The following is a 13,887-nucleotide window of genomic DNA, read 5'->3' as shown; positions in this document are numbered from 1 at the left end:
TCACGACCACGTGGAGCGCAGGACGATCGGCGCGGGGGCACTCGCGGTGGGGGCCGTCGGACTCGGGTGCATGCCGATGAGCTGGGCCTACAGCGCCTCACGGCGGCGCGGCGACGAATCGCTCAGGGCGGTGCACCGGGCGCTGGACCTCGGCGCCTCCCTGCTGGACACGGCCGACATGTACGGCCCCTTCACCAACGAGCTGCTGCTGGGGCGGGTGTTGAAGGAGCGGCGCCCCGACGCCTTCGTCTCGACGAAGGTCGGGCTGCTCGTGGGCGACCAGCACATCGTCGCCAACGGCCGCCCCGGGTACGTGAGACGGGCCTGCGACGCGTCGCTGAGGCGGTTGCAGACGGACGTCATCGACCTCTACCAGCTGCACCGGGCCGACCCCGAGGTGCCCGTGGAGGAGACCTGGGGCGCGATGGCGGAGCTCGTGCACGCCGGCAAGGTGCGGGCGCTGGGCCTGTGCGCGGTGGGCGCCGGGTCCCCGCGCAGGGGCGGGGTCCGGCCGTACGACGCGACCGTGCGGCAGCTGGAGCGCGTGCAGCAGGTCTTCCCGGTGAGCGCGGTGCAGGCGGAGCTGTCGGTGTGGTCGCCGGAGGCGCTGCGGACGCTGCTGCCGTGGTGCCGGGGCAGGGGCGTCGGCTTCCTCGCCGCGATGCCCCTGGGCAACGGCTTCCTGACCGGCCGGCTGCGGCCCGGCGCCGGGTTCGAGGCGGACGATCCGCGCGCCCGGCATCCCCGCTTCACGGGCGAGATGATGGCCGCGAACCAGCCGATCGTGGCGGGGCTGCGCCGCGTGGCCCGCCGGCACGGCCCCACCGTCACGCCCGCGCAGGTCGCCCTGGCCTGGGTCCTGGCCCAGGGCGAGCACGTGGTGCCGGTGCCGGGCACCAAGCAGGAACGGTGGGTCACGGAGAACTCGGCCGCGGCGGACCTGCGTCTGACCTCCGCTGATCTGCGGGAGCTCGCGGGTCTGCCGCCGGCCCAGGGGTCCTGGGACTGATGCGCGGCGCCCCGGGGAATCCGGGGGGCGCGGGTCCGCATCGCGTGATCGGGAACTTCCGCGCCGCGTGCGGTGTATGACAGGGAGAGGGACCCGCCCGTCGAAGGGACCGAGATCGTGCGACGTCGAGCCGTGCCGGCCGTCCTGGCCGCCGCCACGCTCCTGCTGACCGCCGGCTGCTCCTCCGGCGACGGGGACTCCCCCGGCCCGCAGGACAGCACCTCCGCGAGCCCAACCGGAGCGGGAGCGTCCGCCCCGCCGCGGCAGTCGGCCGAGGCGCCGCCCGCCAAGGGCTCGGTGAAGGTGCTGCGCACCGTCGCCGAGGGCCTGGACTCCCCCTGGGGTCTGGCCCCCGTCCCGGGCGGCGGCCTGCTCGTCTCCTCGCGCGACGAGGCGACCATCGTGCGGGTGGACGACAAGACCGGCAGGAAGACCGAGCTGGGCGAGGTGGCGGGGGTGTCCGCGGCCGGCGAGGGCGGCCTGCTCGGCATCGCCCTCTCCCCCGACTTCGCCTCGGACCGCATGATCTACGCGTACTTCACGTCGGCCTCGGACAACCGCATCGTGCGGATGCTCTACGACGACCGCAAGCCCGCCGGCGAGCAGCTCGGCGCGCCCGACACCGTCTTCAAGGGCATCCCCAAGGGCTTCGTCCACAACGGCGGCCGGATCGCGTTCGGCCCGGACAGGATGCTGTACGCGGGTACCGGCGAGAGCGGCGACACGGGCCTGTCCCAGGACAAGGACTCCCTGGGCGGCAAGATCCTCCGCCTCACCCCGGAGGGCGAGCCGGCCCCCGGCAACCCCCTCCCGGACTCGCCCGTGTACTCCTACGGCCACCGCAATGTGCAGGGGCTCGCCTGGGACGAGCGGCAGCGGCTGTTCGCCTCGGAGTTCGGGCAGGACACCTGGGACGAGCTCAACGCGATCGAGCCGGGCGGCAACTACGGCTGGCCGGAGGCGGAGGGCGCCTCGGACGACTCCGGCTACCGCAACCCGGTGGACCAGTGGTCGACGGGCGAGGCGTCGCCCAGCGGCATCGCGTACGCCGAGGGGTCGGTCTGGATGGCGGGCCTGCGGGGCAAGCGGCTGTGGCGCGTCCCGCTGGACGGCACGAAGGCCTCGGCGCAGCCGCAGCCCTTCCTGGAGGACGAGTACGGGCGGCTGCGCACGGTGGTCGCGGCGGGCGGCGACCGGCTGTACGTCATGACCAGCAACACGGACGGCCGGGGCAGCCCGAAGGACGGGGACGACAGGATCCTGGAGGTGCGGGTCCGCTAGCCGCGCCGGGTCGGCCGGCCACCCGGGGCCGACACGGGGCAGCGGCCGCCGCCAGGCATGGGCGAGCCGGGTCCGGGTCTACTCGTCGGGCTCGTCCGGCGGGCGTACGACGACCTTGCCGGAGGCCAGGTCTATCGGGCCGCGCCCGGGATCGCCGTCCCCGACGTCCTCCCGGGTCAGTTCCAGCCGGTTCTGCTCGTCCCGGGTGTGCTTGCGGCCGGGCGAGAACAGTTCCTCGAACACGTTGAACAAGTCGGCCTCCCCTGCGCCGCGCGCACCGCGACCTCCCTTCCAGCGTATGCCTCAGCCCGCCGGACCCGGCAGGAGCGTCTCGGCCGGGAACAGGCCGAGGCGGTGCGCCAGTGCCGCCGCCTCGCCCCGGCCGGCGACGCCGAGCTTGCCCAGGATGTTGGAGACGTGGACGCTCGCCGTCTTCGGGGAGATGAACAGCTCCTGCGCTATCCGGCGGTTGGTGTGCCCGGCGGCCACCAGCCGCAGCACGTCCCGTTCCCGGCTGGTCAGGCCGAGGGCGCCGGCCGGGTCCTCGTCGGCGGCCGTGGCCGCCGCGGTGGCGGGCACCAGCGGGAGCCGGGCCCGGCGGGCGAGCGCCCCGGCGGCCTCGGCGAGCGGCCGGGCACCGAGGTGGCGGGCGACGGCGTGGGCGAGGCGCAGCAGCTCCGTGGCGCGGGCGCGGTCGTCCTCCCCACCGTCGGCGAGCAGCGACTCGGCCAGGCGGTACCGCACGCGGGCGAGGTCGTAGGGCCGTCCCAGGGGTTCGAAGGCGGTGACCGCCCGGGACCAGGCGTCGGGGGCGCTCAGGCCCCGTGCGCGGTGCAGCTCGGCACGGACCCACTGCTCGTGCGCCAGCCAGACGGGGGCGTTGGTGGTGAGGCGCCTGACCGCCTCGAAGACGCTGTCGAGGACGTCGTCGCGGCCCTCCCGCGCGGCGGGCAGGGCGCGGGCGTCGGCCTCGGCGGCGGCCGCTTCGAGCAGCAGCGGCCAGGCGTAGCGCTGGGTGCCGGGCGGGAAGCCCGCCCGGAGGGTGCGGGCGAGTTCGGCGCGGGCGTCGGCCAGGCGGCCCTCCCGCGCGGCGACGGCCACGGTCAGGCAGGACAGCGGCAGGTCGTGCTGGGGCATGGGGTCGTGCGGCCCGTAGGCGGCCCGGCCCTCGGCCAGGTGCCGGGCCGCCTCGGCCACCCGGCCGCGGGCCAGGGCCAGGTACGCAAGGCTGTTGGCGGCCGATCCGTGGGGGCCGGCCGTCTGGCCGCGCCGCTGCGCGGCGGCAGCCGCCTCGGCGGCCTCGTCCCAGCGGCCCAGGGACAGGAGCGACTCGGCGAGGTTGCTCCAGATCCATGCCTCGGCGTCGCGCAGCCCCATCCTGCCGGTGAGCCGCAACCCCTCCTGGAGAACACCCACGGCCTCCTCGGACCGGCCGACGCCTTCGAGCACGGAGGGCAGGTTCACGTGGCTGCGGCCGACCATCGGGGCGAGGCCGCGGGTGACCACCTCCTCGCGCACGTCGTACATGTGGGCCAGTCCGGCGTCGAGCTGGCCGGCGTCGACCATGAGGCAGCCGAGGGTCAGCCGGGCGTGGGAGGCGATGTCGTCGGCGCCGACCATGCGCGCGTACTCCACGGCCCGCTCGGCCGCCGTCAGCGCCTGCGGCCCCGGCTCGCGGAGCATCGACCAGTGAGCGGCGGTGGCCAGCACCTCGGCGTGCACCTCGGACGGCGGCAGGCCGCGCACCAGCTCCTGCGCGGTGGCGATCTCCTTCCAGCCGTCGCCGCGGCCCAGGCCCTGCACCAGGCGGGAGCGCTGGATCCAGAACCAGGCGGCGCGCTGGGGGTCGGCGCTGCCCGGGCGCCGGCCGGGGGGCGCGGTGCCGTCCTCCTCCAGCAGGCGCAGTGCCCGCTTGGTGATCTTCAGGGCCCGTTCGCGCTCCCCGCAGAGCCGGCCCGCCACGGCCGCCTCGGCCAGCAGGTCGAGAAGGCGCAGGGCGGTGGTCGCCGGTTCGCAGCCGCACGGGGGGTAGACCTCGGTGTGGTCGACGGGGCGCAGGGTGCGGCGCACGTCCTCGGGGGCGGCGTCCCACAGCTCCATCGCCCTTTCCAGCAGGCGCAGTTGCTCGGCGTAGGCGTGCCGGCGGCGGGCCTCGACGGAGGCGTCGAGGACGGCGGGCAGGGCCTTGGCGGCGTCGTGCGCGTGGTACCAGTAGCTGGCCAGGCGGGTGGCGCGCTGGTCGGCGGGGACGAGTGCCGGGTCGGCCTCCAGGGCCTCGGCGTAACGGCGGTTGAGGCGGGAGCGCTCGCCGGGGAGCAGGTCGTCGCTGACGGCCTCGCGGACCAGGGAGTGCCGGAAGCGGTAGCCGTCGCCGCCGGGCGCGGGGGTGAGGATGGCGGCGTTGACCGCGGCCCGCAGCGCCTCGATGAGGTCGTCCTCGGCGAGCCGGGCGACCGCCGCGAGCAGCCGGTACTCGACGGTGGAGCCGCCCTCGGCGACGATCCGGGCGACCTGCTGCGCGGGCTCGGGCATCCCCTCGACCCGGACGAGCAGCAGGTCGCGCAGGGAGTCGGTCAGGCCCGTGCGGCAGCCCTCGTGGGCGGCGACCGCGAGTTCCTCGACGAAGAAGGCGTTGCCGTCGGACCGTTCGAAGATCGCGTCGACCTGGTCGGGTTCGGGTTCCTGCGCCAGGATGCCCGCGATCTGGCGGCCCACCTCCTCGCGGGTGAAGCGGCCGAGGTCGAGGCGGCGGACGGTGCGCAGCCGGTCGAGTTCGGCGAGCAGCGGGCGCAGCGGGTGGCGGCGGTGGATGTCGTCGGAGCGGTAGGTGCCGAGGACGACGAGGCGGCCGGTGCGCAGGGTGCGGAAGAGGTAGGCGAGCAGGTGGCGGGTCGAGGCGTCGGCCCAGTGCAGGTCCTCCAGGGCGAGGACGACGGTGTGTTCGGCCGCGACGCGTTCCAGCAGGCGGGCGGTGAGCTCGAACAGGCGGGCCATGCCGTCCTCGTCGTGCCGCCCGGCTGCGGACTCGCCCAGTTCGGGCAGCAGCCGGGCCAGTTCCTCCTCCTGGCCCCGGGCCGCGCCGGCCAGTTCGGCGGGCAGCTCCCGGCGCAGGGCGCGCAGGGCGGTGGAGAAGGGCGCGAAGGGCAGCCCGTCGGCGCCGATCTCCACGCAGCCGCCGAGTGCGACCACGGCGCCCCGGGCGCGGGCCGCGGCGGCGAACTCCTCGACCAGGCGGGTCTTGCCGACCCCCGCCTCGCCGCCCAGGAGCAGTGCCTGCGGTTCGCCATCGCCGCAGCGGGCGAGCGCGTCGTGCAGCGTGCCCAACTCCTCGGCGCGGCCGACGAACACGGGGCTGACGGACCTGGTCTCCACGGCCCCGAGCATCGCACGCGACTCCCCCGCCACGGCACCGGTTTTCCCGGCGGCGACAGCCGCCAGCGCACCGAGGCGACCGCCGGGCCGGGCGGGGGGTGAGGTGCCGGGGGCGGCGGACACGGCTGCCGAAGGGCTGCCGGGGGCGGCGGATGCGGCTGCCGAAGAGCTGCCGGGGGCGGCCGATGCGGCTGCCGAAGGGCTGCCGGGGACGACCGGCTCGGCGGGCTGCGGGGAACCGGGGAGATCAGGACCGGCACCCGGCCTGACGGCCGGGGCGGTCGGAGCGGGGGTTGTGGCTGTGCGGACGAGCGCACCGCCCCCGGAGGGTGTTCCGGGGGCGGTGCCGGTGCGGTCGGTCGTCGGTCGCGGGTTCCGGGACCCGCCGCGCGGGACCCGTCCCGGCGCGGCGTTCACGCCGGCCGGGCGGGGCGCGGACGGCGGAAGCGGCGGCTATGGCTCTCGTGCTCCGCCGAGTCCCGGTCCGTATCGCGGCGGGCGGCGCGGCGGGCCCGTTCGGCCTCGCGGACCCGGCGTTCGTGCTCGGCCCGGCTGATGAGGTCGGCGGTGCGCAGTCGCTGGAGCTCGTACTCGTACATGGTGTGTCCTCGCGGGGAGTCGGTCACGGAGTGTTTCTCGGTGATGACTCCACTGTCGTCCCCCGGGCGGGGCGGCCACATCGGGAGAGTTCCGCATCTCCGGCCGCCGTAGGGGCCTTAGGACACGCCTGAGGGGCCCCGGGTCGCCCGTAAGGTGCTCACGGACGGCCTAAGGCCCCTCGGTGGTCTGCGGCGGGTCAGCTCGCCGACGGCAGTCCGAGCAGGACGTCGGTGTACTTCAGCACGGCCAGGAACAGGCCGATCACGCCGAGCGCGACACCCGCCCAGGCGACCGACTTGACCCAGGGCGCCTGGACGCGTCCGGGCGTGCCGAACGCGGGACGGGCCAGCGTGACGACGCCGACGATCAGCGCGGTCAGCGCGAACAGGCCGGCCCACAGGGCGGTGGTCTGCCAGGCGTCGCCGTAGACGGCCTGGATCTGCTTGGCCACGCTCGCGTTCTGCGTGGTCTCCAGTTGGCCGATGAGGTTCTGGCGGGCGGCGGCCACCGTGCCGACCCAGCTGCCGGTGAGCGAGACGAGGCCCAGCGCGGCGGAGACCACGGCCGCGGCGCCCTGGCCGACGCCGGACGGGCGCTCCTGCTCGGTCGCCGCTTCCCCGGCCTCGTCCGGGGCCTCGTGCTCCTCGGGGGCCCCGGCCGCCGTCACCTCGTCGGACCCGGTGGTCCTCACCGCCTTCTCCTCGGTCGTGGCCTCGGCGGCCTCGGTCTCGTCCACTGCGTTCGTTGCCATGTCTCGCACCGTAGGGTCGCTGTCTGAGAAGTCTCTTAAGGAGCGTCGTCAGCGGCACGCGCGCGTGCGGCGCGCCACTCGGGCGCCAGCAGCGACCAGACTTCGAGATCGTGCCGTACGCCACGATAGGCGTGCGCCTCGCGCCGCACACCGTCGCGGCTCATGCCGAGCCGCCGCGCCACGTTCAGGCTGGGCCCGTTGCCGGCCGCGGCGACCCACTCGACGCGGTGGATGCCGCGCTCCTCGACCGCCCAGTCGATCAGCACCCGCATCGCCCGTGTGACCAGGCCGCGGCCGGTGGCGGCGGGCTCCAGCCAGCAGCCGACCTCGCAGCTGCCGTTCGCCGCGTCGAAGTTGAGGAACAGCACCCCGCCCACGAGCGTGCCGTCCAGCCACAGCCCGTGCAGGGAGCCCGTGTCGGCGGCGCGCATGTCCGCGTACCGCTGGAGCTTCGCCCGGGCCGAGGCCAGGTCGGTCTCGGTCGTGCCGAACGGGATGTACCGGCCGATGAAGTCCCGTCCGCGTTCCAGGTGGGCCAGGAACTCGGCGGCGTGCCAGGGCTCCAGGGGCCTCAGCTCTGCGTCGTCACCCAGGGATATCGCGTACATCCCGCTGCCGCTCCTCCTCCGCCAGGACGTCCGCCACCTCGGCGTCCGTCGCGGCGGCCAGCCTCTCATGGGTGGCACGCGTCTCGGGCGGCTCGATGCTGATGCGCGGCATGCACCGGTCGAGCCAGCGCGGCAGCCACCAGTTCGCGCCGCCCAGCAGGTGCATCAGGGCGGGGACCAGCAGGGTGCGCAGGACGAAGGCGTCCAGGGCGACCGCGGCGGCCAGGGCGATGCCGAACATGGCGATCACGCGGTCGCCGCTGAGCACGAAGGCCAGGAAGACGGAGATCATGATGACCGCCGCCGAGTTGATGACCCGGCTGGTCTCGGCGAGCCCGACGCGCACGGCCCGCCGGTTGTCGCCGGTCTCCAGCCACTCCTCGTACATGCGGCTGACCAGGAACACCTGGTAGTCCATGGAGAGGCCGAAGAGCACCGACACCATGATCACGGGCAGGAAGGGCTCGATGGGCCCCGCGCTGCCGAGGCCGAGCAGGTCGCTGCCCCAGCCCCACTGGAAGATCGCGACGACCACGCCGAAGGCGGAGGCGACGGCGGCGACGTTCATCGCGGCGGCCTTCAGCGGGATGCCGATCGACCGGAACGCCAGCAGGAGCAGCAGACAGCCCAGGCCGATCACGGCCCCGACGAAGACGGGCAGCTTGGAGACGATGACCTCGGCGAAGTCGTCGTAGCCGGCCGTCATGCCGCCGACCTGCACGTCGAGCGAGGTGCCCGACTCGGCGCGCGGCAGCACGTCCTCGCGCAGCCGGTCGACGAGGTCGCTGGTGCGCTGCGACTGCGGGGAGGACTCCGGTACGACGGTGAGGTACGCGGTGCGGCCGCCGGCGTCGAAGGTCACCGGGGTGACCGAGGCGACGCCCTCGGTGGTGCGCAGGGTGGCGTCGAGGTTGTCCAAGGCGAGCCTGTCGGCGGCGCCGTCGACCTCGGTGACGAGGGTGAGCGGGCCGTTCACCCCGGGGCCGAAGCCGTCGGCGAGCAGGTCGTAGGCCTGCCGGGTGGTGGTGGTCCGGGGGTCGTTGCCCTGGTCGGAGGTGCCCAGGTGCAGGGAGAACGTGGGCAGCGCGAGGACGGCCATCACGGCGAGCGCGACCACGCCGAGGAGCTTGGGGTGGCGCTCGACGAACGCGGACCAGCGGGCCGCGAAGCCGGTGGGCAGCTCGGGCTCGGGGCCGTGCTCGGCCAGCCGGCGGCGCTCACGGCGGCTGAGCGCGCGCATGCCGATCAGGGACAGCAGGGCGGGCAGCAGGGTCACGGACGCCGCGACGGTGAGGATCACCGTCAGGCTCGCCGCTATGGCGACGCCGTTGAGGAAGCTCAGCCGGAGGATCAGCATGCCCAGCAGGGCGATGCAAACGGTGGCACCCGCGAACACGACCGCGCGGCCGGTGGTCGCGACGGCGTTGGCGGCGGCCTCGGGGACGGACAGTCCGCGTTTCAGTCCGCGCCGGTGTCTGGTGACGATGAACAGCGCGTAGTCGATGCCGACGCCGAGCCCGACGAGCATGCCGAGCATGGGCGCGAAGTCGGCGACGGTCATGGCGTGCCCGAGCAGCACGATCCCGGCGTAGGCGGTGCCGACGCCGACCAGGGCGGTGGCGATGGGCAGGAGGGAGGCGGCGAGCGAGCCGAAGGCGAGGAACAGCACGACGGCGGCGACGGCCACGCCGACGATCTCGGCGAGGTGCCCGCCGGAGGACTGGGTGAGCGCCACGGCGCTGCCGCCGAGCTCCACCTGCAGTCCGTCGCTCTCGGCGGCCTCGGCGGTGTCGACGACCGCCTGGGCCTCGCTCTTGTCGATGTCCTCGGCCCGGTCGTCGAAGGTGACCGTGGCGTACGCGGTCCGGCCGTCGGCGCTGATGCGGCCGGTGCCCGGACCGTAGGGGCCGGCGACCGAGGCCACGCCGGGCAGGTCCTCGATGCGGTCCAGGGTGCGCGCCATGGTCTGCTCGACGTCGGGGCTGCGCACGCTGCCGGACGGCGTGTGCCACACGACGGTGTCGCTGTCGCCGCCGAGCCGGGGGAAGCCCTCGTGCAGCAGCTGGGTGGCCCGGCCGGACTCGGTGCCGGGGACCTCGTAGTCGTTGGAGTACGTCGTGCCCGCGACGGCGGCGCCGGTGGCGACGCCCGCGAAGGCGAGGAGCCACAGCAGAACGGTGACCAGACGGCGCTGGACGCACCAGCGTGCGAGGGCTGCCACGAACGTGCTCCCGGAGTTGCCTTGTGTGGATCTTTGACCGGGATCAGTCGGTGTGGAACTGAACAGCCCGCAAAGAACGCATGAGCAATGCAAAGCAACTCTTACAGGCGAAAGAGATCGTTTGCCGCTTTCGTGGGCTTATTCACAATGGCCGGGATCAGTCGAACTGGTCACCCAGCGCCATGATCATGACTCCGGCTATGAGCAGCCACAGGGCCCGCCGGGTCCGTCCCCGGGAGCCGAGCACGGCGGCCGCGGCGCAGACCGCGGCTCCGCCGGCGTAGGCGGCCGGGACGAGCGCGGGCACCGAGTGGACGAGGCGGAGCAGGGCGGCGGCCAGGCCGGCCAGCGTCAGGGCGGCGCCGGCACCGGCCGCCGTCCAGCGGGCCCGGCGGGCGTCCTCGAGGAGATCTTCGCCGTCCTCCGGAGAGTCCTCGGCGGCCGGCACGTCTTCGGCGTCGTCCTGCTCAGCGGCCGTCTCCAGGTCCTGCTCAGCGGCCGTCTCCGGGTCCCCTGTGCCGGCGTCGGATTCAGCGCGTCCACTCATGGCCGGAACGGTAGCGCGCCGGCCGGCGAAAACCGGATGCGGGGCCGGTCGTACGGCTGCCGGCTTCCCGCGCGACCCGGGTGCCGGCGGCGGTGGAGCCGCAGCGGGGCCGTGGAGGCCGAGGCCGCTGACCGGCCGGAGCGACCGGCTGCGGTGGTGTCGGCACCGGGTGACGGACGAGGGGGGATGCACCGGGTCCGGTGCATCCCCCCTCGGTCGCGTCGGCGCGAGGTGTCAGCCCTCGCTGACGCCGAGCTTGGCCAGGATCAGCTCCTTGACGCGCGCCGCGTCGGCCTGGCCGCGGGTCGCCTTCATGACCGCGCCGACCAGGGCGCCGGCCGCGGCCACCTTGCCACCGCGGATCTTGTCCGCGACGCCCGGGTTGCCGGCGATCGCCTCGTCGACGGCCGCCGTCAGCGCACCCTCGTCGGAGACGACCTTCAGGCCGCGCTTGTCGACGACCTCGTCCGGAGTGCCCTCGCCCGCGAGGACGCCCTCGATGACCTGGCGGGCCAGCTTGTCGTTCAGGTCGCCCTTCGCGACGAGCTCGGTGACCCGGGCCACCTGCTCCGGGGTGATCGCCAGCTCGTCGAGCGCCTTGCCCGACTCGTTGGCGCTGCGGGCCAGCTCGCCCATCCACCACTTGCGGGCGGACGCCGCGTCGGCCCCGGCCTCGATGGTGGCGACGATCGGCTCCAGCGCACCGGCGTTGAGGATCGCCTGCATGTCGGTGCCGCTGATGCCCCACTCCTCGCGGAGCCGGTTGCGGCGGACCAGCGGCAGCTCGGGCAGACCGGCGCGGATCTCCTCGACCCACTCCCGTGAGGGCGCCACGGGAACGAGGTCGGGCTCCGGGAAGTACCGGTAGTCCTCGGCCTCCTCCTTCACGCGGCCCGAGGTCGTCGACCCGGTGTCCTCGTGGAAGTGCCGGGTCTCCTGCACGATCGTGCCGCCGGAGGACAGCACGGCCGCGTGCCGCTGGATCTCGAAGCGGGCCGCGCGCTCCACGGACCGCAGCGAGTTGACGTTCTTCGTCTCCGAACGCGTGCCGAACTTCTCGGTGCCGTTGGGGCGCAGCGACAGGTTCACGTCGCAGCGCATCTGGCCCATCTCCATCCGGGCCTCGGAGACGCCGAGCGCCTTGATGAGCTCGCGGAGCTCACGGACGTAGGCCCGCGCGACCTCGGGGGCCCGCTCGCCGGCGCCCTCGATCGGCTTGGTGACGATCTCGATGAGGGGGATGCCGGCGCGGTTGTAGTCCAGCAGGGAGTGGGACGCGCCGTGGATGCGGCCGGTGGCGCCGCCGACGTGGGTCGACTTGCCGGTGTCCTCCTCCATGTGGGCGCGCTCGATCTGCACGCGGAAGGTCTCGCCGTCCTCCAGCTGCACGTCGAGGTAGCCGTCGAAGGCGATCGGCTCGTCGTACTGGGAGGTCTGGAAGTTCTTCGGCATGTCCGGATAGAAGTAGTTCTTCCGGGCGAAGCGGCACCACTCGGCGATCTCGCAGTTCAGCGCGAGGCCGATCTTGATGGCGGACTCGACACCGGTCGCGTTGACGACCGGGAGCGCGCCGGGCAGGCCGAGGCAGACCGGGCAGGTCTGCGTGTTGGCTTCCTGGCCGAGGGCGGTCGAGCAGCCGCAGAACATCTTGGTCTTGGTGCCGAGTTCGACATGGACCTCGAGGCCCATGACGGGGTCGTACGACGCGAGTGCGTCCTCGTACGACACCAGGTCGGTCGTGGTGGTCACGGTGAAACTTCCCTCTCAGCCCAGCAGGACGTCGTCGTCGCCCAGCCGCTTCAGCTCGCGGTAGAGAATGGCCAGGTTGGTGACGACCGCGGCACCGGTCACGACGGCGTCGAGCAGCCGCAGCGTGTCGTTGTCTCCGCGGGCCTTCTTGATCTGCTTGTAGACACCGACGGCGCCGAACGCCGACGTGGCCATCGAGACGTACAGACCGGACTTGGACTTCTTGAAGCCCTTGGCCTTGGACAGTGCGCTCACAGCGACGGAGCCTCCTCGATCAGCGGGTGGCCCCACTTTTGCACGAAGGCGGCCTCGACGGCGGCGCCCACCTTGTACAGGCGGTCGTCCTTCATGACGGGGGCGATGATCTGCAGACCGACCGGGAGGTTGTCCTCCGGGGCGAGGCCGCACGGCAGCGACATGGCCGCGTTGCCCGCCAGGTTGGTCGGGATGGTGCACAGGTCGGCGAGGTACATCGCCATCGGGTCGTCGGCGCGCTCGCCGATCGCGAAGGCGGTGGTCGGGGTCGTCGGGGAGACGATCACGTCGACCTGCTCGAACGCCGTGTCGAAGTCCTGCTTGATCAGCGTGCGGACCTTCTGGGCGCTGCCGTAGTAGGCGTCGTAGTAGCCGCTCGACAGGGCGTACGTGCCGAGCATGATGCGGCGCTTGACCTCGGGGCCGAAGCCCGCCTCACGGGTGAGGGAGGTGACCTCCTCGGCGGAGTGCGTGCCGTCGTCGCCGACGCGCAGGCCGTAGCGCAGGCCGTCGAAGCGGGCCAGGTTGGAGGAGCACTCCGAGGGCGCGATCAGGTAGTACGCCGACAGCGCCAGGTCGAAGGACGGGCAGTCCAGCTCGACGATCTCGGCACCCAGTTCCTTGAGCAGCTCGACGGACTCGTCGAAGCGCTGGATGACGCCGGCCTGGTAGCCCTCGCCGCGGAACTGCTTGACGACGCCGACGCGCATGCCCTGCACGCTGCCGTTGCGCGCGGCCTCGACGACCGGCGGGACGGGCTCGTCGATGGACGTCGAGTCGAGCGGGTCGTGCCCGGCGATGACCTCGTGCAGCAGGGCCGCGTCGAGGACGGTGCGGGCGCAGGGGCCGCCCTGGTCCAGCGAGGACGAGAAGGCCACCATGCCGTACCGGGACACCGCGCCGTAGGTCGGCTTGACGCCGACCGTGCCGGTGACGGCGGCGGGCTGGCGGATGGACCCGCCGGTGTCGGTGCCGATGGCCAGGGGCGCCATGTGCGCGGCGAGCGCGGCGGAGGAGCCGCCGCCGGAGCCGCCGGGGATCTTCGTCAGGTCCCAGGGGTTGCCGGTCGGGCCGTAGGCGCTGTTCTCGGTGGAGGAGCCCATGGCGAACTCGTCCATGTTGGTCTTGCCGAGGATGACGACGTCGGCGGCCTTCAGCCGCTTGGTGAGCGTCGCGTCGTACGGCGGGATCCAGCCCTCGAGGATCTTCGAGCCGACGGTGGTCGGGATGCCCTCGGTGGTGAAGATGTCCTTCAGCGCCAGGGGGACGCCGGCCAGCGGGCCGAGCTTCTCGCCGCGCTCCCGCTTCTCGTCGACGGCGCGGGCCTGGGCGAGGGCACCCTCGCGGTCGACGTGCAGGAAGGCGTGCACCTTCTCGTCGACGGCCTCGATGCGGGCGAGGTGGGCCTCGGTGACCTCGACGGCCGTGAGCTCGCCGGAGGCGATCTTCGCGGCGGTCTCGGCGGCGGTGAGCTTGATGATGTCCGTCATGACT

The 13,887-nt window shown here is 73.7% G+C and carries 12 protein-coding genes; 2 read left to right on the top strand and 10 right to left on the bottom strand.

From position 1 onward, the window contains the following. Window positions 1-10: 10 nt before the first annotated feature. Window positions 11-1,009 carry an aldo/keto reductase gene (locus ACFYWG_RS19995; protein WP_389202538.1) on the top strand — a complete coding sequence of 333 codons (999 nt, stop codon included), beginning with the start codon at window positions 11-13 and terminating at the stop codon, window positions 1,007-1,009. A 117-nt stretch (window positions 1,010-1,126) separates the two neighbouring features. After that, window positions 1,127-2,290, top strand: coding sequence for a PQQ-dependent sugar dehydrogenase (locus ACFYWG_RS19990; RefSeq protein WP_383511090.1), 1,164 nt, complete (start codon window positions 1,127-1,129; stop codon window positions 2,288-2,290). 78 nt (window positions 2,291-2,368) lie between these two features. Here the strand turns inward: ACFYWG_RS19990 and ACFYWG_RS19985 are convergent, their stop codons facing one another. The 10 genes from ACFYWG_RS19985 to gatA all read right to left on the bottom strand — a co-directional run bounded on the left by ACFYWG_RS19985 (window position 2,369) and on the right by gatA (window position 13,883). Beyond that, a complete protein-coding gene (locus tag ACFYWG_RS19985; protein WP_383511092.1) occupies window positions 2,369-2,542 on the bottom strand; it encodes a DUF6191 domain-containing protein in 174 nt (57 codons plus the stop codon). 51 nt (window positions 2,543-2,593) lie between these two features. Then, window positions 2,594-5,674 (bottom strand): AAA family ATPase, encoded by a 3,081-nt coding sequence (locus ACFYWG_RS19980; RefSeq protein ID WP_389202535.1) that lies wholly within the window; start codon window positions 5,672-5,674, stop codon window positions 2,594-2,596. A 401-nt stretch (window positions 5,675-6,075) separates the two neighbouring features. Then, complete coding sequence (locus ACFYWG_RS19975; RefSeq protein WP_383503552.1) at window positions 6,076-6,288, bottom strand: hypothetical protein; 213 nt, start codon at window positions 6,286-6,288, stop codon at window positions 6,076-6,078. A gap of 170 nt (window positions 6,289-6,458) precedes the next feature. Then, a complete protein-coding gene (locus tag ACFYWG_RS19970; RefSeq protein WP_389202532.1) occupies window positions 6,459-7,013 on the bottom strand; it encodes a hypothetical protein in 555 nt (184 codons plus the stop codon). A gap of 35 nt (window positions 7,014-7,048) precedes the next feature. Continuing rightward, window positions 7,049-7,621, bottom strand: coding sequence for a GNAT family N-acetyltransferase (locus ACFYWG_RS19965; RefSeq protein WP_389202530.1), 573 nt, complete (start codon window positions 7,619-7,621; stop codon window positions 7,049-7,051). Beyond that, entirely contained in the window at window positions 7,599-9,842 is a 2,244-nt protein-coding gene (locus ACFYWG_RS19960; RefSeq protein WP_389202528.1) for an MMPL family transporter, read from the bottom strand. Before ACFYWG_RS19960 ends, ACFYWG_RS19965 begins: the two co-directional genes overlap by 23 nt. A 157-nt stretch (window positions 9,843-9,999) precedes the next feature. Next, complete coding sequence (locus tag ACFYWG_RS19955; RefSeq protein ID WP_385416225.1) at window positions 10,000-10,389, bottom strand: hypothetical protein; 390 nt, start codon at window positions 10,387-10,389, stop codon at window positions 10,000-10,002. 234 nt (window positions 10,390-10,623) lie between these two features. Next, entirely contained in the window at window positions 10,624-12,138 is a 1,515-nt protein-coding gene (gene gatB / locus ACFYWG_RS19950) for an Asp-tRNA(Asn)/Glu-tRNA(Gln) amidotransferase subunit GatB (protein ID WP_389202526.1), read from the bottom strand. 15 nt (window positions 12,139-12,153) lie between these two features. Beyond that, window positions 12,154-12,393 carry a hypothetical protein gene (locus ACFYWG_RS19945; RefSeq protein ID WP_019329755.1) on the bottom strand — a complete coding sequence of 80 codons (240 nt, stop codon included), beginning with the start codon at window positions 12,391-12,393 and terminating at the stop codon, window positions 12,154-12,156. Further along, on the bottom strand, window positions 12,390-13,883 hold the full coding sequence (gene gatA / locus ACFYWG_RS19940; RefSeq protein ID WP_376329694.1) for an Asp-tRNA(Asn)/Glu-tRNA(Gln) amidotransferase subunit GatA: 1,494 nt from the start codon (window positions 13,881-13,883) through the stop codon (window positions 12,390-12,392). The genes ACFYWG_RS19945 and gatA overlap by 4 nt, the downstream gene beginning before the upstream one ends. Between the last annotated feature and the right edge of the window lie 4 nt (window positions 13,884-13,887).

The organism is Streptomyces sp. NPDC003456 (genome assembly GCF_042878735.1).
Classification (GTDB): domain Bacteria; phylum Actinomycetota; class Actinomycetes; order Streptomycetales; family Streptomycetaceae; genus Streptomyces.
This window is presented reverse-complemented; position numbering and strand designations above follow the sequence as displayed.

Excerpts from the sequence above, each read along its gene's own strand:
- ACFYWG_RS19980 (WP_389202535.1), bottom strand. The coding sequence starts at position 5,674 with ATGCTCGGGGCCGTGGAGACCAGGTCCGTCAGCCCCGTGTTCGTCGGC.
- ACFYWG_RS19970 (WP_389202532.1), bottom strand. The coding sequence starts at position 7,013 with ATGGCAACGAACGCAGTGGACGAGACCGAGGCCGCCGAGGCCACGACC.
- ACFYWG_RS19965 (WP_389202530.1), bottom strand. The coding sequence starts at position 7,621 with ATGTACGCGATATCCCTGGGTGACGACGCAGAGCTGAGGCCCCTGGAG.
- ACFYWG_RS19955 (WP_385416225.1), bottom strand. The coding sequence starts at position 10,389 with ATGAGTGGACGCGCTGAATCCGACGCCGGCACAGGGGACCCGGAGACG.
- gatA (WP_376329694.1), bottom strand. The coding sequence starts at position 13,883 with ATGACGGACATCATCAAGCTCACCGCCGCCGAGACCGCCGCGAAGATC.